This window comes from Arthrobacter sp. SLBN-112 (genome assembly GCF_030944625.1).
Taxonomy (GTDB): domain Bacteria; phylum Actinomycetota; class Actinomycetes; order Actinomycetales; family Micrococcaceae; genus Arthrobacter.
In genome coordinates this window covers 2,775,769-2,796,633 of the sequence record NZ_JAUSXY010000001.1, presented here as the reverse complement: position 1 = coordinate 2,796,633, position 20,865 = coordinate 2,775,769, and the positions used below count along the sequence as shown (strand labels likewise).

Here is a 20,865-nt window from a genome sequence, read left to right as displayed (position 1 = left end):
CCAATTGTGCCACTTTCCGAATTCGAGAAAAGGGAACTCGAACTGATCGGCCACGGCCTTGAACAGGATGACCCCAGGCTCGCGGTCCTGCTCGATCACGATGCCTTCGCCCGCTCCCGCCGGACCAGTTTCAGGCGCGCATTGGTACTTTTCGCGGTAGGGGTCTGCATCCTCCTGCTTGGCTTGGTGGTCCACGCCCCCACCATTGGTATTGCCGGCTTCACGGTGATGAACGGCGCCGGCTACTGGGCCCTCAAGGACCTGCGCTGGACCCTGCGCAAGTCAGCCCCGCACGTAACCCCGGTGGAAGGCACCACCAGCGAATAGGACGGATGACGACAGCGGGCCGGGTTAGGTGAGCCAAGCCGGGTCAGTGCCTCAGGGCAGTGCCCCTGCATCGGTCCGGGATACTTCCTCCGCGTCCCCGGATTCCGCGGCGTGGACCACCAGAACCGGGCAGTGTGCGTGGCTGACCAGGGATGAACTGACCGAGCCCAGGACAAAACTGCCGTGGCCCCGCCTTGCCACGATCAGGAGGGACGCTGTCCGGCTCGCATCCAGGAGCACTGGACCGGGCTTCCCGCGCACTATCCGGGAGTGCACGGCGGGTGGGTGTTGCCCGAATGCGTCCTGAATCGCCTGGCCAAGGATCTGCTCGGCGGCGTACTTGAATCCTTCGATGCCGACCGCCAGGTAGACCCCATAACCGGCAGGGACATCCCAGCACGCCCACGCCTCAACTGGCGCGTCCAGGGGTTCAGCCAACGCCCGCGCCACCCGCAACGCGGCGACGGATGCTTCGGAGCCATCCACCCCCACGATGATCCTTGAGCGCCGTGCGTGAGCTGCCGCCGGCGCTTCGTTCCCTGCTGTTGCCACATAACCTCCTGTTGCCATCCGACCAAGCGTGGACCGGAACCGGTTGCGGGGAACAGGGCCAAAAGTCATGGCGGGACGAAACCGCGGCACGGTCCGGACGGTGCACCCGGCGGTGGCCGGACCGGCGCGGCGGACTTTGGTCCCTTCCGGCCACACCCTTTGCAGGTAACAATGGGGTGGGGCCAGCTCCGGGGAGTTGCCCGCACAGGTGTTGGTTTGGTCCTGAAAACGTTTGGGAGCGTTGGGTGCACATGCATGAAACTGCGAGCAGTGAAGCAACCGGTTCTTCCGGGCCGGTCCGCGTGTTCATCCTTGATGATCATGAACTTGTGCGGCAGGGCCTGAAGGACCTGCTTGAAGGCGAGGGTTTCGTGGTGGTTGGCGAAAGCGGGTCGGCTGCCGAAGCCACGCGCCGCATTCCGGCCCTGCACCCCGATATCGCCGTCCTCGACGGGCGGCTTCCCGACGGCACGGGAATTGAAGTGTGCAGGGATGTCAGGTCCCTTGATCCACGGCTGCGCTGCCTGATCCTCACCAGTTACGACGACGAGCAGGCCCTTCGCGGAGCCGTCCTCGCCGGAGCGTCAGGGTACATTTTGAAGCAGATCAGGAGCGATGACCTCCTGGCCGGCATCCGGAGGGCCGCAGCGGGTGAGTCCCTGTTCGAACCGGGGGTGGAACAGCGCATCATCGCGGGCCTTTCCACAGCACCCACCGACCCCCGCCTGGACGGCCTGAGCACCCAGGAGAAAAAGGTCCTGGCCCTGATCGGCCAAGGGCTGACCAACAGGCAGATTGGCGATGAACTGTTCCTGGCTGAAAAGACGGTCAAGAACTATGTTTCCTCCATCCTGGCCAAGCTGGGTTTTGAGCGCCGGACGCAGGCTGCCGTCTATGTCACCCGGAACACCACGGAGAGCACCTGAGCGGGTCAGAGCAACAGGCTGCAGCGCTGCCGCGGGCAGCGCGCACTCAGGACAGGGGCGCGGACCACGTCACGGACGTGCCTTCGCCGGGGATGCTGTGGATGTCACACCGGCCGCCAAGGAGGCCGGCGCGGTAACGCATGTTGGCAAGGCCGCTTTCTTTGGCAGGTTCGCTGAATCCGTGACCGTTGTCATCGATGCACAGCTGCACCTCGTCGCCGTCCACGGTAAGGCTGACCTGGATCTCCCCGGCACCGGAATGCCGTAAGGCGTTGCTGAGCGCTTCCGAGAGTACCGGCAGCAGTTGGGCAGCAGCACCTTCGTTGACCAAATCCACCGGACCGTCCAGGGATACCTTGGGGATCAGGCCGTAGCTGCGCGAGCTTTCCCGGACAACGCGCAGGATCCGGCCGGTGAGGGGCTCCCGTTCCACGTCCGCGGTGCGAAGCGAGTAAATAGTGTCCCGCAGCTTGCGGATGGTGTCATCGAGTTCCTTGGTTACCGCGGCGATTCGGTCATGGGCCCCGGGGTCCATGGTGAAGCGCCGCAGGCTCTGGACGCTCAGGCCGGCAGCAAACAACCTCTGGATGACGAGATCGTGCAGGTCGCGGGCAATCCGTTCCCGATCCGTCAGGAGCAGATCCTGCTCGCGCAGGGCGCTCACGCGCGCCAAGTCCAGTGCCAGGCCGATCCTGCTCCCAAAGATGGAACTGGATTCGGCTTCGGCCTGGGTAAATGCGGCAGCTCCGTGGGCACGGGCCAGCACGAGCACCCCGTTGTCGCTGTTGCCGTGCCCCAATCGGCATACCAGGACAGGTCCCAGTTTCTCCGCCGTCCCGTGGTCGAAGACCTGCCGCGGGTCCGCAGCCACGAAAGATTCGCCGCTTTCGACGACGGCGGACGCCGCGCTGGAGACCATGAGTTCCTGCCCCGCCTGGAGGCCTTGCACGCCAAGGCATGTACGGCAGCGAAGCACGCCGTCGCCGGCCGGGACTCCGATCACGGCCAGCGCGGACCCGGATAGCTTGAGCGCGGTTTCGGCAACGATATCCAGGTTCTCCGCAACCCCGGCACGGGGCGTCATGATCAGCCGGCTGCTCAGTTCCATGCCCGCCTCCAGCCATTTCTGCCGGCGGCTGCTGTCTTCAAAGAGCCGGGCGTTCTGGATGGCGACTCCGGCTGCTGCCGCCAGGGCTACCGCGAGGTCTTCGTCCTCCTGGGTGAAATCAACCCCGCCCTGCTTTTCGGTCAGGTACAGGTTTCCGAATACCTCATCCCGGACGCGGACCGGCACTCCAAGGAATGTCCGCATCGGCGGATGGTTGGGTGGAAAACCCGATGCAATGGGATGCTGGCCGAGGTCATGGAGCCGCAGCGGCTTCGGTTCGCGAATCAGCAGCCCGAGGACACCATGCCCTGTGGGCAGGTCACCGATGGAACGGATGCCGGCTTCATCAATTCCAACAGTGATGAAGTGGCTCAGCCGGCGGTCTTCTCCGATGACACCCAACGCTCCGTACCCGGCACCGACCAAGGCGCAGGCAGACCTCACCAGCCGGTCCAGGACGGCTTCAAGGCTCAAGTCCTCGGCGACGGCAATGACGGCCGCCAGCAGGCCATTGATCCGCTCCCGGGTATCCAGCAGTTCGTCGCCCCGGGCCGTGAAATCCCTCAACAGGTCTTCCATCTGGTCCCGCCTTGGAGAGCGCCACGGCTGCTCAGTGCTCACGTCCCACCTCCGGCGGCAAAAGCCTGCCTGGCAGCGGGCCCGTAGCGCGAAATCAAGTGTTCGAAGACATCCTCTGGGAGTAGTCTAGGTTCCGCGTCAACGGCAGGCATCCGCCATGCGCTGCGGGAGACCAGCTCACTGTCGTCAGCCGCTCTGCACCAGCGGGACCTTTTCCCCTACCGGCAGAATGTTCACGGTCCTAGGCTACGGCCATGGATACAGCAGGGGCAGAACCGGAAGTCAAGGAACTCGGCGTCCACGATTGTTGGAAACTCCTTCAGTCCGCGTCCGTTTGCAGGATCGCGTTCACGGACGGCGACTCAGTTGAGAACTTTCCCATGAACTTTGTCACCACCAACGGAACTCTGCTGATGCGTACGGGTGAGGCAACAAAACTATCCTCCTTCGACGACAAGATGGTGGCCGTTGAAGCGGACGGCATGAACCAGTATGGAACCATTGCCTGGAGCGTCATCCTCAAGGGGCGCGCGACCGTTGTTTCGGATGCGGAGGAGACCCAGGACGCCATGGATGCCGGACTCTCACCCTGGCAACCGGGCCAGAAGAACACCCTCATCCGGGTTACGCCGCAGGGCATCAGCGGCCGGAGGTTCGTCATCGCGGCGCCAACGCACTGGTGGCCGCCGCGGGAGCCCGCAACGGAGTGAAGAGCGCGCTGGAAAGAACGCGCTCTTAGTTTCCCGCCCAATTCATCAGCCCCCCACTACACCCCAAAGGATGGCCCCAATGGCACCTGCCAAGCCAATCGCCGTCGGTATCTCCAACACGCCGGCGTCCGGCGCCGCCCTGATGTGGGCTGCCGCGCGGGCCGACAGGCTCAAGGCTCCCCTCGCCATCGTCAACGTGGTGGACGACCGGTGGATGGCTTCCGAAGTGCTGCCCTACTTTGAGGTCCTGCGCGAATCAGGCCTGGGCCTGCTGAAGGAAGCCGGCGGGAAGGTCAGCGCCGCCTACCCGGGCCTGAAAGTTTCACTGCAGCTCCTCGAAGGAGGCGTGGGTTCGGCACTTGGCGCGTACTCGAAAGAGGTTGCCATGCTTGTGCTTGGCACCAGCGGCCACTCACGCGGCGCGCTCACAGACCGCGCCCTCCAGGCCGCCGCCACGGCGGAATGCCCGGTTGCGGTCATCGGCGAAGGACAGGAGGCGGGCCGCGGCATCTTCGTTGGCGTGGACGGATCCGAGGAATCCACGCAGGCGGTGGCGTATGCGGCAGCAGAGGCTGACGTCCTTGGGGAGGAGTTGACGGTCCTCTACGCGTTCACCGGCCCCAACCGTTGGATCGCAGCAGGGCTGCCCTCCAGCAGTTTTGCCACCCACGTGCTCGAAGAGGAGCAGACTGTCCTCGCGGAAACGGAGGCCGGCCTGCGGCAGGACTACCCCGACCTGACGGTGCACACGGTGATGGAAACCGTCGTCGAGCCGGCGGATGCCCTGGCGCGGGCTGCCTCCGGGGCGCGCCTGCTGGTGCTGGGCAGCCGTGGCAAGGGAGGCTTCGAGCGGTTGCTGCTGGGATCCACGGCGCACGCGGTGCTGACGCAGCCCCCCTGCCCCACAGTGATCACGCGGACGCACAAACCGCAGCACGACGACTGAGCCCGCTTGGTGGAGCAGGCCATGCCGGCAGCCGGGGAGGCCGGGGCATCCGGCCCCGACGTGGAGGTGCGCCGGGCCCGGGAAGGGCTGACCACCGCTGAGGTCCTGGAGCAGACCGCTGCCGGCCGGATCAACAGCGTGCCCACGGCCACCAGCCGAACTGTCTGGGAGATCGTGCAGGCGAACGTTTTTACGCTCTTCAACGCCGTGGTGGGTGGATGTTTCATCCTGCTGTTCGTCCTGGGCCAGTGGCGTGACGCGCTGTTTGGCTTGTCGGCCATCAGCAACTCGTTGATCGGCATTGTCCAGGAGTACCGTGCAAAGCGTTTGCTCGACCAGCTGGCCATTACGCAAGCCGCGACGAACACGGTGATCCGGAACGGCGCACGGGAACGGATTCCGTCGGATGGCCTGGTCCCGGACGACCTCGTGGTGCTGAGCGGCGGCGACCAGGTCACGGCTGACTTGTTGCTGCTGGGCGAAACCTCACTTGAGGTGGACGAATCCTTGCTGACCGGCGAAGCCGAGCCGGTTCCGAGGGCTGACGGCGCCGTGCTGCTCTCCGGGTCGCTGATCCTGGCCGGCAGCGGCCGGGCTGCCGTGCTCCGGGTTGGGCCGGACACGTTCGCCTACCGTTTGGCGGCTGAGGCGCGCCGGTTCTCGCTGGTTACGTCAGAAATCCGCAGGGGCCTGGGGAAGGTCTTCGTCGTGATCACGTGGTTGCTGCTGCCCACAGCGTTGCTGCTGATGAACGCCCAGATGCAGGACCGGGGCGGCTGGACAGGTGCCTTCAGTTCAGGGCGGTGGATCCCCGCCGTGGTGGGGGCAGTGGCCGGGATCATGGCAATGATTCCCCTCGGGCTGCTCCTGATGACCAGCGTGGCGTTCGCCGTTGGCGGCCTCCGTTTGGCACGCAAGAAGGTCCTGATCCAGGAACTGGCGGCCGTGGAAGTACTGGCAAGGGTGGATGTCCTGTGCCTCGATAAGACGGGCACGCTGTCCTCGGGCTCCATGGTGTTCGACGCCGTCCATGAGCTCGGTGGCCTCCCGGAGGCCCGGTGGCGGCCGGTACTGGAATGGTTTGGGGGCCAGGCGGAGGGCGGCAGCACCGCGGCGGCGATCGGCGCGGCCTTTCCCGTGGCGGCTCCGCTTCCGGATCTGGCCGCCGTACCCTTTTCCTCCGCCCGAAAATGGAGTTCGGTCACCTTGGGGCCGGAGTCCGGCGCCGCCGGAACATGGATCCTCGGCGCTCCGGACGCTGTCCTCGGAGACTCCCCGGGTTGCGTGAAGGCGCACCGGGAGGCCGCGGCACTGGCCTCCACCGGCCTGCGGACGCTGGCCCTGGCTTACCTGCCGTGGACGCTGCCGCCCGACGCAGCAGAGACCGGGCTGCCCCCTACGCTGGCACCGGTGCTGCTGGTGACCTTTCGCGAGAGCATTCGTGCGGATGCGGCCGCGACACTGGACTACTTCCGCCGGCAAGGCGTGATCGTCAAAATCATCTCCGGTGACGATCCAAGGACGGTGGCGGCCCTGGCACGCGGGGTTGGCTTTGGAAACGGGGTTGCGTACGACTCCCGCCACCTTCCCGAAGATCCGGCCCTGCTGGAAGAAACGGTGGAAGCCCACAGCCTCTTTGGCAGCGTCACACCGTCCCAGAAGCGGGACCTGGTCCAGGCCTTGAAACGGCGTGGGCACACGGTTGCCATGACCGGAGACGGCGTGAATGACGTCCTGGCGCTGAAGGAGGCGGACCTCGGCATCGCCATGGACTCGGCCTCGCCGGCAACCAAGGCGGTGGCCCGGCTGGTTCTCCTGGACGGGCGCTTCGAAAGACTGCCCGCGGTGCTGGACGAGGGGCGCCGGGCCATCAGCAACATCGAGCGGGTTTCCTTGGTATTCCTCAGCAAGACCGTCTACGCCACAGTCATCTCCGTGGTGTGCGGCGTCCTGGTGTTGGCTTTTCCCTTCCTGCCACGGCAATTGTCCGCACTGGACGGCTTGACCATCGGACTGCCGGCTTTCTTCCTCGCGCTGCAACCGGGCGGCGAGCGCTATTCTCCCGGGTTCCTCCGGCGTTCCCTCTCCTTTGCCGTGCCCGCTGGCGTCTGTGCGGCCGGGTGTGTTTTGGCCGTCAGCGCCTTCGCCCAAGGTTTTGGCGGGCACACCCGGGAGAATGCACAGTCCGCAGCCACCGTAACCCTGGGCCTGTTGGCGGCATGGATCCTGGTGATGGCGTCGCGGCCGCTCAACGGCACCAAGATCCTGATCCTTGCGGGAATGTACGCGGGCCTGGTCCTTTTGTTCAGCGTCCCCCTGACACGTCACTTCTTTCGGGTGGATTGGCCCCCGCCGGGCCTGCTTGGCCTCGCTGTTGCCGTGGGCCTGGGAGGGTGCGTGGCCATCGAAGTGGTGGGCCGGTTCACCAGGCGCAGGCCTGCCCGTGCGGGGTGAACCGGTGCTGGGACCTTTGACTCTGGATCCTCTTCCGCTGAAAGGGGATGGTGGAAATACCGGGCCATGCGATGATCCGGCTTCCACTTGAGCAGGAGGCAGTAATGACTGACCTGATGAAATGGTTCGATTCCCGGCGCTCACCCCTGGACGTCATCGAACGGCTTTTCGAAGGTGACATGGGTACTTCCGCCATCCGGGTTGAGGAGATGGTGGACGGCAATACGCTCGTTGTACGGGCTGAGCTGCCCGGTATCGACCCGGAGAAGGACGTCGACGTCACCGTTGCCGATGGTGTGCTGTCCATCAAGGCGCAGCGGGAGGAAAAGAAGGAACACAAAGACAAGGACGGTTACCGGTCCGAGTTCCGGTACGGGTCCTTCGTCCGGCGCATTCCGCTCCCCGGCGGCGTCCAGCAGGCGGACGTCACCGCCGCCTACAAGGACGGCGTGCTTGAGGTCCGTGCCCCGATGCCCGACCAGGGGCTGGAAGCCGGCGCGTCGAAGATTCCCATCACCAGGGGCTGAGGAGCGCAAGGAGTACGACGCCGGTGCCTGGCCCCCGCGGGGACCAGGCACTTTTGTGTCTCGTGGGCTTAGGACGCCTTGCCGGCCGCAGCTTCCGCCGCGGAAATGACCGGAATGGTCTTGACGTAGGTGTCCGGGTTCAACGAGATGGAATCGATCCCTTGCCTGACCAGGAATTCCGCGAGCTCCGGATGGTTGCTGGGCCCCTGCCCGCAGATGCCGATCTTGATGCCGGCAGCGTGGGCTTTGCTGATGGCTTCGGCGATGAGCCCCGTGACGGCGGGGTCGCGTTCGTCGAACAGGCCGGCCAGCTCCTCAGAGTCGCGGTCCACTCCGAGCACCAGCTGGGTGAGGTCGTTGGATCCGATGGAGAAGCCGTCAAAGCGCTTCGCGAATTCGTCGGCCAGGACCACATTGGACGGGATCTCGCACATCATGTACAGCTGCAGGCCGTCAGCGCCGCGGACCAGGCCGTGCTCCGCCATGGCCTCGATGACCTGGTCCGCTTCCCGCACGGTGCGGCAGAAGGGGACCATGACGATGACGTTGCGGAAGCCTGCCTGTTCCCGGACCCGTTTGAGGGCCCTGCACTCCAGGGCGAACGCTTCACGGTAGTGGCTGCTGTAGTAGCGGGAGGCGCCCCGGAAGCCGATCATGGGGTTTTCCTCGGGACGTTCGAAAAACCTGCCGCCCACCAGGTGGCTGTATTCGTTGCTCTTGAAGTCGCTGAGCCGGACAATCACCGGTTTGGGATGGAAGGGAGCGGCGATCTTGGCGATCCCCGTGGCCAGCACGTCCACAAAGTACTCCTGCGGATCGTCGTAGCCGCTGGTGAGCTGCCTGATGAGATCCGCTTCCTGCGGGTCTGCCACCTTTTCCGGGTGGACCAGTGCCATGGGGTGGACGCGGATCAGGCTGTTGATGATGAACTCCATCCGGGCCAGTCCCACCCCTGCTGCGGGTAGCCGCCACCACTTGAACGCGGCGGCCGGGCTGGCGATGTTGATCATCACATCCGTGCGGGTGGCGGGAAGGGCCGCCATGTCCACATCCTCCACTGAGTAATCGAGCAGTCCTTCATAGACGCGCCCCTCCTCCCCTTCCGCGCAGGACAAGGTGACCGGGCCGCCGTCGGACAATATCTCCGTTGCGTTGCGCGTTCCGACGACGGCAGGCACGCCAAGCTCACGGCTGACGATCGCGGCGTGGCTGGTGGTCCCGCCGTGGTCGGTGATGATGCCGGCGGCGCGCTTCATCACCGGGACCCAGTCGGGGTCGGTCATCCGGGTGACCAGCACGGAACCGTCAACGAAGGACTCGATGTCCTTCGCGTCGCGGATCACGCACGCCGCACCCTTGGCGATGGCATCACCAATCGCGGCCCCGGTCGCCAGGACCGGTCCGGGATGCAGGAGGTGGTAGGTCCGGAAGGTGGACGTGCTTCTGCGCGCCTGGACCGTTTCCGGCCGCGCCTGCACCATGAAGAGCTCACCGGTCACCCCGTCCTTTGCCCACTCCATGTCCATCGGCCGGCCGTAATGCTTTTCGACGGCGGCGGCCCACCGGGCGAGGAGGACAATTTCCGGATCACTCAGTACCAGCGAGCGCCGCTCGCGCTCGCTGGTATCTACGGTCCGGGTCCGTGCGTCACCGCCCTGGCTGTAAACCATCTTGCGCTCCTTGGCGCCCACGGCCCGCTCGATGACCGGGCTGAACTGCGGGTCGGCCAGAAGCGGCTTGAACACCTGGTACTTGTCCGGATTGATGGTGCCCTGCACCACCGTCTCGCCAAGGCCCCAGGCGGCGCTGATGACCACGACGTCGGGAAAGCCGGACTCGGTGTCAATCGAGAACATCACTCCGGAGGCGCCAACGTCGGAACGGACCATCCTCTGGACCCCCACGGACAGGGCGACGTCCATGTGGTCGTAGCCCTTCATTTCCCGGTAGCTGATGGCACGGTCGGTGAACAACGATGCGTAGCAGCGCCTGCAGGCGTCAAGGACGCCGCGTTCGCCTGCCACGTTCAGGAAGGTCTCCTGCTGGCCGGCGAAGCTGGCGTCCGGCAGGTCCTCGGCCGTGGCGCTGCTGCGGACGGCCACCGGCACCTGGGCCTGGCCCGTGCGGCGGCACAGATCAAGGTAATGCTCCTGGATGTCGGCGGCGATCGTCTCAGGAAAACTCGCCTGCAGGAACAGTTCGCGGATCGCTGCTCCTACCTGGCGGAGCGTTGCCCGCCCGGCACGATGGTCCTCCATGTGCTTCCGGATCCCGGGCTCCAGGTCATTGGCTGCCAGGAAGCTGCGGTAGGCGGCGGCAGTCGTGGCAAACGCCTCGGGAACCCTGACCCCTGACGATTGCAGGGAACGGCTCAGCTCCCCCAGGGATGCGTTCTTGCCTCCAACCGACGGGATGTCTGCGATCCCGGTGTCTTCGATCCACGTGACATTGACGACGTTGGCCGGGACGGCTTCTGCGGGGGCACTCATGGCTCGATTCTGGCCTCTGCCCGGCAGGGCAGGCAGAGTCTTTGGTCCCGGGCGCCTGCACCGCTTCGGGGTCAGGTCCTCACGCCACGGAGGGCGCCTGGGCCGGCCGCCGGCGGTTCCGGACAGCCTTGTGGATCCAGTCCGCCGCCAGGACCGCGGGGGCGGCGAGGAGTGCAAGGGCAATGCCCATGGGTGTGGGTGGGGCCTGGCCCAGCACTGCCGCAATGTACGGCAGGTAGAGGCAGGCAGCCAGGATGGCCAGTTCAGCCAACACCGCCCACACCAGCAGCCTGTTGGTCCCCCAGCCCAGCTTCCACGGCGGCACCGTGGCACTCCGGCAGGCAAAGGCGTTGGCGAGCTGCCCCAGGACCACTGTCATGAACGCGGCACCGGAAGCGGCCGCCAGGAGGCCGGGCGCGGGCGGTTGTCCCCGGGTCCAGCCGCCGGCGGCGAGGACAGCCGCGAATACTGCCATTTCCGTGACGGCTTCCACCGGCCCCAGGATGCAGAAGACCCGGATGATCAGCCGCCGGTCCATGAGGTGCCGGCGTTCGGGCGGACGGGCAAGGACGCGTTTGCCGGGCGCCTCCGCTCCTAGCGCGAGGGCGGGCAGCAGGTCGGTTCCAATGTCCAGGGCAAGGATCTGGAGCACGCCCAGTGCCAGCGGAAACTGCCCGCCGGAAAGCGCCCAGATGACGAAGGGGGTCAGTTCCGCCACGTTGTCGGTCAGGTGGTAGGTGAGGAAGCGGTGGATATTGGCGTACGTGGCACGGCCCTGCTCGATGGCTGCGACGATGGTGCCGAAGTGGTCGTCCAGGAGCACCAGGTCCGACGCTTCCCGCGCCACGTCGGTCCCGCTAAGCCCCATGGCCACGCCGATATCGGCTTCGCGGAGGGCAGGGCCGTCGTTCACGCCGTCGCCGGTCATTGCCACTACGTGCCCGCGGGCCTGCAGCGCCCTGGCGACCCGGAGCTTCTGCTCGGGCGAGACCCTGCTGACCACCACCCCGTCCCGGTCCAGGAGGGCACCCAGAACCTGGTCGTCCTCGGGCAGGTCCGAGCCCTCAAGGACACATTCGGGCGATCCGATCAGGCCGATCTGGCGGGCAATCGCTGCCGCGGTCCCCGGGTGGTCACCGGTAATCATGGCGATCTTCAGGCCGGCCCGGCGCGCAGTCCCGATCACGTCGCCCACATCGGGGCGGGGCGGGTCCTGGAGTCCGATCAGGCCGAGGAGTTCCAGCCCGGTTTCCAGTTCGGCCGGCGTGCTGGTCAGCCACGTGGCCGGAACTCCCCCGAGCCGCCGCCGTGCCACGGCAATGACGCGCAAGCCATGTGAGGCCATCACCTCCACGTGTTCCTTGACGTGCGGGGGCACGGTGCCGCACACCGGGAACACGGTTTCGGGGGCGCCCTTGCAAAACAGGTCCGGTCCCACAATGGCTGATTCCCTGCGCCGTACCGGGTCAAACGGCATCCGGCGCGCCGGGGCAACCCCGGATACGGTTCCCGTCAGCCTGCGGGCCAGGACGTCCAGTGCCGCTTCCATCGGATCGCCCAGGGCGCGCCATTGCCCGTCGTGCAGTTCGGCCCGGCCCTGCGAAGCAGTCCGTGCTGCGAGCGCGGCGGCTGCCGCTTTGTCCACTCCGCGCCCCTGGACGTCGGCGTCGGGACCGTAGCCTTCGCCCGTCACGTGGACGGAGCCGTCCGCGGTAAAGACCTCGACGGCGTTCATCCGGTTCTGGGTCAGGGTTCCGGTTTTGTCGGTGCAAATGAATGTTGTGGACCCGAGGGTTTCGACTGCTTCGAGGTTGCGGACAAGTCCGTTGCGCGCGGCCATCCGTTGCGCACCCATGGCAAGGGAGAGGGTTACGGTGGGCAGGAGCCCCTCCGGTACCAGTGCCACGGCAACGCCAATGGCGAACAGGAACGAATCGCGCCATTGGAAACCCACCAGCAGCGATGCCAGGAAGAAGACGGCCGCGATTCCCAGTGCCATCGCCGCGGTGACCCGGACGATCCGGCGCAGTTCCAGGGACAGCGGCGTCGGGGGCGAAACCGCTTTGCTGGTGAGGTCGGCGATTCCGGCCAGCCTGGTGTTGGCGCCAGTCGCGGTAACGGTGGCTTCCCCGTAGCCGTTGACAAGGAAGGTGCCGCCCCAGACCAGGTGGCCTGCCACTTTGGGGACCGGTTCGCTTTCGCCGGTCAACATCGATTCATCCACCGCGCACGCCGAGGCCGCCACGAGGAGCATGTCGGCGGGGAGCCGGTCTCCGGCAGCGAGCAGCACCACGTCTTCGACCACCAGCGCGCTGGCATGGACCTTCCGTACTTTCCCGTCCCGCCGGACCATGACGTCGGCCGGCAGCAGGGCGCGCAGCTTGGCGGCGGCGTGCTGGGCGCGTTCCTGCTGGATGTGGGCGAACACCCCGTTGACGATGACGACCACGACGATCGCCACCGCGAGTTGGGGCATGTCCGCGAGGAAGGCCAGCCCGGCGGCGCACCACAGCATGAGGGCGAAGAAGTGCGTCATCTCGCCCCACAGCTTCCGCCACTGCGGGACGGGTTTTTCCGTGGGAAGCTCGTTGGGGCCAGCCTGTTTCAGGAGTTGTGCGGCCCTTTCAGACGTCAGGCCCTCCGCGGTCCTCACACGGCGTCCGCCTCCTGGCCCACCAGGAGCACCGGGCAGGCGGAATGTGCTGCGCATGCCCTGGTAACGGAGCCCAGGGACGACTTGAGGAGGCCGCCCTCTCCATGCCTTCCCACCACCAGCATCTGCGCCCGCCGGCTTTCATCCACCAGCACCTTCGCCGGAGGCCCGAACTTGGCGCTCACGTCGACGTTCTCCGGCCGCTCGCCCGGGAAGGCCCGGCCCAGGGCGTCCTCCACGAGACGTTCGGCGGCGTCCTCAAGCCTGGCGGTGAACTGCCGGTCTGCTCCTTCGAGGCGCGAGGTCACCAGGTAGTCGGGCATCCCGACGCATGTGATGACCTCAAACCGGGTCCCCAGGCGGGCTGCCAGCTTCCCGGCAAACCGCAGCGCGGTGGAGGAAAATTCGGAACCGTCCACGCCCGCGATGACGCGCTTGGCCGCTGTTTCTGCGTTCATACCACCACGTTCCCGGCCGGTGCTTTCGGTGGGAAGGGCCAAAAGTCATGCAGGCGGTTGGACCCCAGCGCCGGCAGGCCAACGGCGCCTGGAGCCTGCCGTGCGCGTCGGGTCAGCACCATGGAGGGCGCGCAGGCCGTTCAGGATGGTGGCCAGGTCCACCAGCTCCTGCAACAGGGCGCCGGCCACGGCGGGAATGTATCCCGTCATGGCGATGGCCATCAGCACGAGGCTGAGCCCGATGCCCGTCCAGATGCTCACCAGGGCCACAGCCACCGTCCGTTTGCCGATGGCGACGGCCTGGGCCACCTTGGACAGGTCATCGAGCATGATCACCACGTCCGCGGATTCACTGGCCGCCGTGGCGCCCTTGGCGCCCATGGCTATGCCTACCTCTGCGGCGGCCAGGACGGGGGCATCGTTGACGCCGTCGCCCACCATGATCACCGGCCGTTCCCGGATGGCGGCCACCGTGTCGACCTTGTCTTCGGGAAGGCATTCGGCCTGCACGCGGCCGATTCCCGCTTCCTCGGCTATGTGCGCGGCGGTGGCCCGGGCATCCCCGGTCAGCAGCATGGTGTTCCGCACGCCCAGGAAGTTCAGCTGTGCCAGGGTATCGACGGCGTTGCGGCGCAACGGATCCTTCATGACCAGCGCACCGGCGTACTCGCCGTCCACGGCCACGTGAATGGCCAGCTGGCCACTGCGGACCGGTGCTTCACGGAATCCGGTCGACACGCTGCTGACCAGGCCTGCTTTGCCCACCACCACGCGCCGGCCGTCACAGACAGCTTCCACCCCGTGGGTGGCGGTCTCAGCCGCCTGCTGTACCGGCAGGAGCACCAGGTTGGCCGATCGTGCGGCCTCGATCACCGAGCCTGCCAGGACGTGCGAGGAGTACTGCTCAGCCGAGGCAGCCAGCTGAAGGATCCTTTGGCTGCCCAAGGCCCCGCCCTTGCCCGGCGCCAGCCGGACCTCATCAAGGACGGGACGCCCGGAGGTAAGGGTCCCGGTCTTGTCGAAAACCGCTGTCTGCGCCTTCGCGAGTTGCTCGAGCGTCCTGGTGTTCTTGATGATGATGCCTTTGTGCGCGGCCTGGCTGGTGCCGGCCAGGAATGCCACGGGGGCCGCAATCAGGAGCGGGCATGGTGTGGCCACCACGAGGACCTGTGCAAAGCGGAGCGCTTCACCTGACAGGAGCCAGGCCGTGCCGGCCATGCCCAGGGCCAGGAGGGTGAAGGGAACAGCGTAGCGGTCAGCGAGCCGCACCACCGGGGCCCGGCTGTTTGATGCCTCTTCAACCAAGGCGATGATGCGGCTGTACTGGGAGTCGGCAGCGGTGGCCGATGCACGCATGCGGATAGCTGCCACACCGTTCACCGAGCCGCTGAGCAGCGACTGACCCCGGCTGTGCTCCACGGGCAGGCTCTCCCCCGTCAGCGATGATTCGTCAAGGCTTGCAGTACCGGACAGAAGCATGCCGTCCACCGGCACCAGCTCAGAGGGACGGACCATCAGTACGTCCCCCGGCACCACCTCGCCGATCGGCGTATCCTCGAGCGCGGCGTCGGCTCCCTCGCGGTGCGCGAAGCGGGGCGCCCGGTCCAGCAGGGACCGCAGTTCACGGGCGGCACGTCCCTGGGCAAAGTTCTCGAGTGCCTCCCCGCCGGTAAGCATGAGGATGACCACCAGGGCGGCCAGGTATTCGCCCACGGCCACGGTGCTGGCAATGGCCATCAGCGCCAGCAGGTCGATCCCCCAACGCCCCTCCCGCAGGGCACGGACCATGCCGCCGGAACGCAGCACCACGATCACGGCGGCGTAGGCGGAGGCGAGGATACGGACCTGCAGGGCCAGGCCGGATTGCAGCAGCATCAGCGTGGCCACCAGCACCAGGCATGTCAGCGCGACGACGGGGTACCGCTTGGTGAACCGCCATGCCTTCTCCACGGGTGACGTCGCAGGCTCCTCGGCGTCAACGCCCTCGAGGCGCCCGCCGGATGCCGCGGGCGGGGCGGCCTGGTTCCTCATTCAGGACACTTCGGTGCTGTGTGCCGCCGGTGATCACGCATAGAGCCGAAATTACCGGGCCGCCGCCGCTTGGGCTAGGGCATTTGGACCCCGGGCCATGGCCTCAATTGCGTTTAGAGTCCTATGGCACTGTCGGGCCGCCGACGCCGCGGGAAGGCTGTTGGCATGAATGAAAATGGGCAGGAGCCACGAAAGATCCACATCTCCGAGCAGGCTGTCGCAGTGGTCCGCGAACGCGTCCCAATGGACGCCCTGACAGGCTTCTTTGGCCGGGCCTTCGGCGCCGTGATGGCGGCTGTGCAGATGCAGGGCGCCAGCCCGGCAGGCCCGCCGTTCGCGCTATACCACGGAATGCCTGGCGAATCTGTGGACGTTGAAGCGGGTTTTCCCATTTCAGGAAACTTTCACGGAACAGGCGAGGTGGCCAGCGGGACGCTTCCTGACACTGATGCCTTCGAGGCAATTCACAGCGGCCCGTATGACACCCTGGGCACCACCTACGACGCCATCCGGCAGCGTATGGAGGAAGACGGCGCCACCCCGGCCGGGATGATGTGGGAGTACTACCTGAGCGATCCGGAGAAGCAGCCGGATCGCTCACGTGGCAGACCAGGGTGGTCTGGCCTGTTGCCTAGGGCAGGGCGGGTGCCGGCCATCAACCCCCGGTGCGGCTGAAGGTCAGGTCCCAGGGCTGCGTGCCGTGACCGGTTTCGGACCATCCGTCGCGGGCGATATCCCGGCGCAGTTGGCTGAGGCTGGCCTGCAGGCCCGGAGCCCACTCTTCTTCGGGAGGTGTCCGGTTCAATGGCGGCCCGGGAAACGTGTCGCTGACGTAGAGGCGGCGGCCGTCGTCGGCCTTGCCCACGAACCGGAACTGCGTGCTCCCATACTGTGAGCCGAGCGTGTAGAGGATGCGGGCCCACCACTTGCGGGATGCCGCGTCCTCCAGTTCCACCCGGAGCTGTTGGGTATTGACGAGGTCCTCGCCCATGCTGTCCTCCTCCATGCTGTCCATCGGTATTTCTGTGTTGTCAGGCCTGCAGTCTTCCAAGGACCGGCGCGACGGTATAGGGCATTTGGTACCTGGTTGGGGGAATCCACGGAACGTCAGGGGGCCCGGGCCGAATGGCACTGTCCCTGCGGGCGGCCCAATGGCAGAGTCCAGCCATGAACAGGCCCCTGATATGACAGGTCCGCAGCCAGGCGCGTGGCACCTTGCCGCAGCACGTGGTGCCATGGCGGACCCCGGCAACCGGCATGGCTGGCAGCGCCTCTACGTTTTGGCGGGCGCGTCGTCGATCTTGTTCGTTCTCCTGCTTATTCTTGCCCTGGTGCTCGATTTCCTGGCTCCTCCGCCGGTCCACGGCGGAGCCGCCACCCTTGAGTTCATCGCAGCCAACAAGGCCAACTACGTGGCCGAGCAGATTCTGTGGATCCTGCCGAATATCCTGCCGGTGCTTGTTTTTGCTGCCCTCTTCGCAGCCCTGTCGGTCTTCGACAAGAGCCTGGCCCTGGTGGCCCTGATATTCGGCGCCCTGCCGTGGGCGCTGCTGCTGGCGGTGCCGGTCACCAGCCGGGGCTCCCTGAACCTGGTCTACCTCAGCGACCGTTTCGTGGCCGCCGGATCGGACGAAGAACGCCGGGCCTATTCGATTGCTGCCGAGGCGATCATCGCCGAGAACAACACGCCCGCCGTCGCCGGTGTCCTGTCCGCCTTCGGAATCTTCCTGATGGGACTGGCCATGCTTAAGGGAACCGCCGTTTTTCCGCGGTACCTGCCCTGGCTTGGCATTGTCACGGGCGCCCTGGGGGTGGCCAGCGAAATTCTCCGCCACGCCGTGCCGGGATTCTACTGGGGTTACGGTGTCTTGCTGTGGGCGTGGTTCATCGCCGCGGGCATCGCCCTGATCCGGCTGCCGCGTCGCGCCGCCCGGCAACCGGAACAGGCGATCAGGGACCTTAGGCCCTAAACGCCGGCCGGGGCCTCTGGGATGGTGGTCTGGGCCGGAAGCACCACGCTGGGGTTGTGCATCCGCGCCGGATGGGCCGGATACCGGCCAACGCAGCCCCACCGAGGCAGGATTCCCGAGGAGCACAAGGCTTATGGCAGGTACGTTCGAACTGTTTGCAGATGAAGATTCCCGGATCCGGTTCCGGCTTGTGATGCCGGACGGCCACGTCCTGGCCCTCTCCGGACCATTCACCGACAAGCACGCGGCGGCCGCGGCCATCGAAGAAGTCCGGGAATGTGCAGGGACGGGACTGATCCGCGATGTGGTTCCGCCACCGGCCGGGATAATCCTTGCTCCCGTACCGCACCCCCGGTATGCAATCCGGCACGGAATTGGCCGGCTCGGTTCCGTCGCCGTCGCGTAGGATCTGCCGTCCGTCACCCTTGGCGCTAGAAGCTTGACGAACTGCCCGACCCGGAGAAGCTCCCGCCGCTGCTGCCGTACCCGGTGGTGCTGCCGCCGCCCCTGGCCGAGTTGACGCTGCCGACCCCGGTGGTGAAACCGGAGTTGAAAGTGGCGACGGAAAAGAACTGGTAGGTGGGGTAGCACGTGCCCAGGATGCTCGGTTCGTAGGTACGCTCGCCACGGCGGGTAGTGCCTTCATGGGCCGCGTCCATCTGCTCGCGCATCAAACGCGCCTCGTGGTCGTTCCGGGCAAACCCCTGGATGACCGTTTCGGCGTGCTTCTCCAACAGGTCCGAGAGCCGGGAACGCGCCTCGTAGAGCCGGTCCAGCGCCTGCTCCGGCGTGATCGTCTTGTCCGCGAGGTCGGCGGTCCAGCGTTCGATCTCCCGCAGGCTTTCATCCCGGAAGGACCGCAGGGCCGCAGCGCTGGCGGAATCGCCCTGCCCGTGGCGCTTGGCCAGGAGCTGCTCCAGCCCGGCCAGGTCCGTGCGGAACGGTGAAAGCTGCCGGTCCCAGGCCGTGGGCCAGGTGGCGGCGCGGTTGAGCAGGGCGTTGCTGTCCGCGATGACGTCGTCCAAGGCATCCAGTCTGGCCGCATTGTCGGCGAACCCGCGGGCGAGTTTGAGGTTCTTCCGGCGGCTCAGCGCTCGCGGCGGCAGCGCGTGCACCTGATTGGACAACTCCGTGGTGGCTGCATAGCGGCTCAGGAAAGTGCGGTGCTTCTCCAGGACCTGGCTGCCATAGCGCGACGATTCGGGGATGGTGCCCGCATTCAGTTCCGTGACCTCCAGGTCCATGCTGACGTTGGAGTAGCTGCGGTCCCCCCGTTCAATCTGTTTGCGGCACCTGGCCCGGGTCACGCCGCGGACCGTCAGCCACGCGGCTGCGCCCAACGCCGCAAGCCCGCCGGTTACCCACGCCGTGATCAGGAACCCGGCGGACCGGTACCAGGGTTGGTTGATGAGCTCGGCGGCCCGGCGGATGCCGGCCACAGTGCCGTCCGTCCACTGGGCGTCGCGGAAAAGTTCTTTTGACGCGTCCTGAATGTCGCTGCGCTGTTCCAAGGACACTTTCCGGTCCTCACCCATGTATGTGCCCACGTGGCGGCCAACAGGATCGAGCGCGAAAATGAACAACCCGTCCGCCCATTTCTGCCCGCCAGGGCTGATCCATTCAGGGTGCCTGGACCTTGCGAACGCAAGGACCGTTTCGTTGAGGTTGTCCGCAGCCGTTCCGTTGTAGGTGAAGACTGCCACTCGGGTGGGTTCGTAGAACTGGATGCGTTCAACGGCGGGCACCAGTGTGTTCTGGTCAAGCACCCCGGCGGTGTCCTCCACCACGACGGCCACGGGCGCAACCGCGGCACTCGCAGCCGGAACCCCCAGCAGGACGGCACCCAGCGCGAGCATGATCACACCAATCCGGCTTACCGCGCTGCCCATATTCCTCCCCCATACGTAGAATCAGGATGGATTCCTGGAATCAGCATGGAACCAAGGGGCAGCGCCGCCAAAGGGCCGAAGGTCCCGCAGGCGACGATCTGGCTGATGAGGAGCGCAGTCACAAGCCGAGGCCTCGGCGGCTTCCTCGGCCTCCCGGTGGGCTCTGTGAGCCTGGAATTGGCAGCAGCTGCCGCGTCCCCGGTCGCCCGGATCCGGAGCAAGCCCTCAAGGCCACCCTGGCACCGTCCGTTCGCGTCGAGGGCATGCTGGTCAGGGACCGTTCCGTCCCGCATGGCATCCTCGAGGCTGCCAACGAGGCCCGGATTGTGGTTACCAGGGCAGCGGGATCCTCAGGGAGACCATCGGTTCAACCGCCCATTCTGTGCTGCGCCACGCCCGTGGTCCGGTCCTCGTGTCGCGGCACGGCAGTTGACCAGGGCGGACTGCGGCATGGGTGTCCTCCCATGGCCGGCCGGATCTCCGCCTAAGCTGGAGCCGTGACCCCTGTTCCCTCCCCCGGCGCGCTGGACGTCGTCGTCCATTCGGGGCCGGCGGACTGGTGGGTCATCCTTGCCGGCCTGGGACCCCTTGCCGTTCTCATCGCTGCTTTGCTGGCCTTCTACATCAACTGGCGGACGCTCAAGCAACGCACGGCGGCCGACAAGACCGCGCTGGAGCAGAAACGCGAAGCGGACGCCAACGCCCTGCAGCAAAAGACCGAGGCGGACAGCCGGGCGGAGTGGTGGCGGCGGACCCAGTGGGCGCTGGACCGGGCACTGGATCCGGATGAAGGGACAAAGGCGCTCGGGCTGGCCACGTTGGAGGTGCTGGCCAGGAGCGAACTGGCCCGCACAGAGGAGCTCGAACTGTTCGACATCGCCTGGAAGAGCGTCGCAGGTGACGAGAACGGCGAAGAGGTCGAATCCGAAATTGAGCCGGGACTGGAGATGGCCTTCGTGGACGACGGTGGGAACATAGGCGAGAATGGACTGACGGAAGAAGACAGTGCCAAGGAGGTCGGACCATGAGCGCAGCATCGCCCGAACACCGTCTTGTCCACACTCCCCGGAACGGCGCCGCCAAGCCCGCCAGGAAGAAAGCGACGCCGGCCGAGCATCGGGTCCAGGTTGCCGCCGCCAGGCTGCGCGTGACGCTCGATGAACGCCTGGGCCGGGAAACGCCCGCCAAGACCAAGGCACTGGCCAAGGAACCGATCTAAGTCCCGCTGCACGGGATTGTGGGGTAT

The 20,865-nt window shown here is 66.4% G+C and carries 19 protein-coding genes; 11 read left to right on the top strand and 8 right to left on the bottom strand.

Annotated elements, in window-relative coordinates:
* Positions 1-6: 6 nt before the first annotated feature.
* Complete coding sequence (locus QF050_RS13130) at positions 7-327, top strand: DUF3040 domain-containing protein (RefSeq protein WP_308930805.1); 321 nt, start codon at positions 7-9, stop codon at positions 325-327.
* Between the two features lie 51 nt (positions 328-378).
* Here QF050_RS13130 and QF050_RS13125 read toward each other — a convergent pair whose 3' ends face one another.
* A complete protein-coding gene (locus QF050_RS13125; RefSeq protein WP_308930804.1) occupies positions 379-879 on the bottom strand; it encodes a universal stress protein in 501 nt (166 codons plus the stop codon).
* Between the two features lie 251 nt (positions 880-1,130).
* Here QF050_RS13125 and QF050_RS13120 point away from each other — a divergent pair, with 251 nt between their 5' ends.
* Positions 1,131-1,805 carry a response regulator transcription factor gene (locus QF050_RS13120; RefSeq protein ID WP_308930803.1) on the top strand — a complete coding sequence of 225 codons (675 nt, stop codon included), beginning with the start codon at positions 1,131-1,133 and terminating at the stop codon, positions 1,803-1,805.
* Positions 1,806-1,851: 46 nt separating this feature from the next.
* Here QF050_RS13120 and QF050_RS13115 read toward each other — a convergent pair whose 3' ends face one another.
* Positions 1,852-3,492 (bottom strand): GAF domain-containing sensor histidine kinase, encoded by a 1,641-nt coding sequence (locus QF050_RS13115; RefSeq protein WP_308932169.1) that lies wholly within the window; start codon positions 3,490-3,492, stop codon positions 1,852-1,854.
* Positions 3,493-3,746: 254 nt separating this feature from the next.
* Here QF050_RS13115 and QF050_RS13110 point away from each other — a divergent pair, with 254 nt between their 5' ends.
* The 4 genes from QF050_RS13110 (at position 3,747) to QF050_RS13095 (ending at position 8,129) form a co-directional block, all read left to right on the top strand.
* Complete coding sequence (locus QF050_RS13110; protein WP_308930802.1) at positions 3,747-4,202, top strand: pyridoxamine 5'-phosphate oxidase family protein; 456 nt, start codon at positions 3,747-3,749, stop codon at positions 4,200-4,202.
* 79 nt (positions 4,203-4,281) lie between these two features.
* Positions 4,282-5,148 carry a universal stress protein gene (locus QF050_RS13105; protein ID WP_308930801.1) on the top strand — a complete coding sequence of 289 codons (867 nt, stop codon included), beginning with the start codon at positions 4,282-4,284 and terminating at the stop codon, positions 5,146-5,148.
* A gap of 21 nt (positions 5,149-5,169) precedes the next feature.
* Positions 5,170-7,602 carry an HAD-IC family P-type ATPase gene (locus QF050_RS13100; protein WP_308930800.1) on the top strand — a complete coding sequence of 811 codons (2,433 nt, stop codon included), beginning with the start codon at positions 5,170-5,172 and terminating at the stop codon, positions 7,600-7,602.
* Between the two features lie 104 nt (positions 7,603-7,706).
* Positions 7,707-8,129, top strand: coding sequence for an Hsp20/alpha crystallin family protein (locus QF050_RS13095; protein ID WP_308930799.1), 423 nt, complete (start codon positions 7,707-7,709; stop codon positions 8,127-8,129).
* Between the two features lie 68 nt (positions 8,130-8,197).
* Here QF050_RS13095 and ppsA read toward each other — a convergent pair whose 3' ends face one another.
* The 4 genes from ppsA to QF050_RS13075 all read right to left on the bottom strand — a co-directional run bounded on the left by ppsA (position 8,198) and on the right by QF050_RS13075 (position 15,760).
* A complete protein-coding gene (gene ppsA, locus QF050_RS13090; protein ID WP_308930798.1) occupies positions 8,198-10,618 on the bottom strand; it encodes a phosphoenolpyruvate synthase in 2,421 nt (806 codons plus the stop codon).
* 79 nt (positions 10,619-10,697) lie between these two features.
* Positions 10,698-13,271 (bottom strand): cation-transporting P-type ATPase, encoded by a 2,574-nt coding sequence (locus QF050_RS13085; RefSeq protein ID WP_308930797.1) that lies wholly within the window; start codon positions 13,269-13,271, stop codon positions 10,698-10,700.
* Positions 13,268-13,729 (bottom strand): universal stress protein, encoded by a 462-nt coding sequence (locus QF050_RS13080; RefSeq protein ID WP_308930796.1) that lies wholly within the window; start codon positions 13,727-13,729, stop codon positions 13,268-13,270. Before QF050_RS13080 ends, QF050_RS13085 begins: the two co-directional genes overlap by 4 nt.
* Positions 13,730-13,774: 45 nt before the next feature.
* Positions 13,775-15,760 (bottom strand): heavy metal translocating P-type ATPase, encoded by a 1,986-nt coding sequence (locus QF050_RS13075; RefSeq protein WP_308930795.1) that lies wholly within the window; start codon positions 15,758-15,760, stop codon positions 13,775-13,777.
* 165 nt (positions 15,761-15,925) lie between these two features.
* On the opposite strand from QF050_RS13075, the gene QF050_RS13070 reads away from it, so the two are divergent.
* Positions 15,926-16,435 (top strand): GyrI-like domain-containing protein, encoded by a 510-nt coding sequence (locus QF050_RS13070; protein ID WP_374121524.1) that lies wholly within the window; start codon positions 15,926-15,928, stop codon positions 16,433-16,435.
* Here the strand turns inward: QF050_RS13070 and QF050_RS13065 are convergent.
* The gene (locus QF050_RS13065; protein WP_308930794.1) at positions 16,416-16,775 is read right to left on the bottom strand and encodes a hypothetical protein; all 360 of its coding nucleotides are present in this window, start codon (positions 16,773-16,775) and stop codon (positions 16,416-16,418) included. The genes QF050_RS13070 and QF050_RS13065 overlap by 20 nt on opposite strands.
* A gap of 169 nt (positions 16,776-16,944) precedes the next feature.
* Between QF050_RS13065 and QF050_RS13060 the strand changes: the two genes are divergently transcribed.
* Both QF050_RS13060 and QF050_RS13055 read left to right on the top strand, forming a co-directional pair.
* Positions 16,945-17,730 (top strand): DUF4386 family protein, encoded by a 786-nt coding sequence (locus tag QF050_RS13060; protein ID WP_308930793.1) that lies wholly within the window; start codon positions 16,945-16,947, stop codon positions 17,728-17,730.
* A gap of 133 nt (positions 17,731-17,863) precedes the next feature.
* Positions 17,864-18,136, top strand: a complete 273-nt coding sequence (locus QF050_RS13055; RefSeq protein WP_308930792.1) for a YegP family protein — start codon at positions 17,864-17,866, stop codon at positions 18,134-18,136.
* Between the two features lie 25 nt (positions 18,137-18,161).
* On the opposite strand, the gene QF050_RS13050 is transcribed toward QF050_RS13055, so the two are convergent.
* Positions 18,162-19,619, bottom strand: coding sequence for a DUF5129 domain-containing protein (locus QF050_RS13050; RefSeq protein WP_308930791.1), 1,458 nt, complete (start codon positions 19,617-19,619; stop codon positions 18,162-18,164).
* 497 nt (positions 19,620-20,116) lie between these two features.
* On the opposite strand from QF050_RS13050, the gene QF050_RS13045 reads away from it, so the two are divergent.
* Complete coding sequence (locus QF050_RS13045) at positions 20,117-20,647, top strand: hypothetical protein (RefSeq protein ID WP_308930790.1); 531 nt, start codon at positions 20,117-20,119, stop codon at positions 20,645-20,647.
* The gene (locus QF050_RS13040; RefSeq protein ID WP_308930789.1) at positions 20,644-20,838 is read left to right on the top strand and encodes a hypothetical protein; all 195 of its coding nucleotides are present in this window, start codon (positions 20,644-20,646) and stop codon (positions 20,836-20,838) included. The genes QF050_RS13045 and QF050_RS13040 overlap by 4 nt, the downstream gene beginning before the upstream one ends.
* Positions 20,839-20,865: the final 27 nt, after the last annotated feature.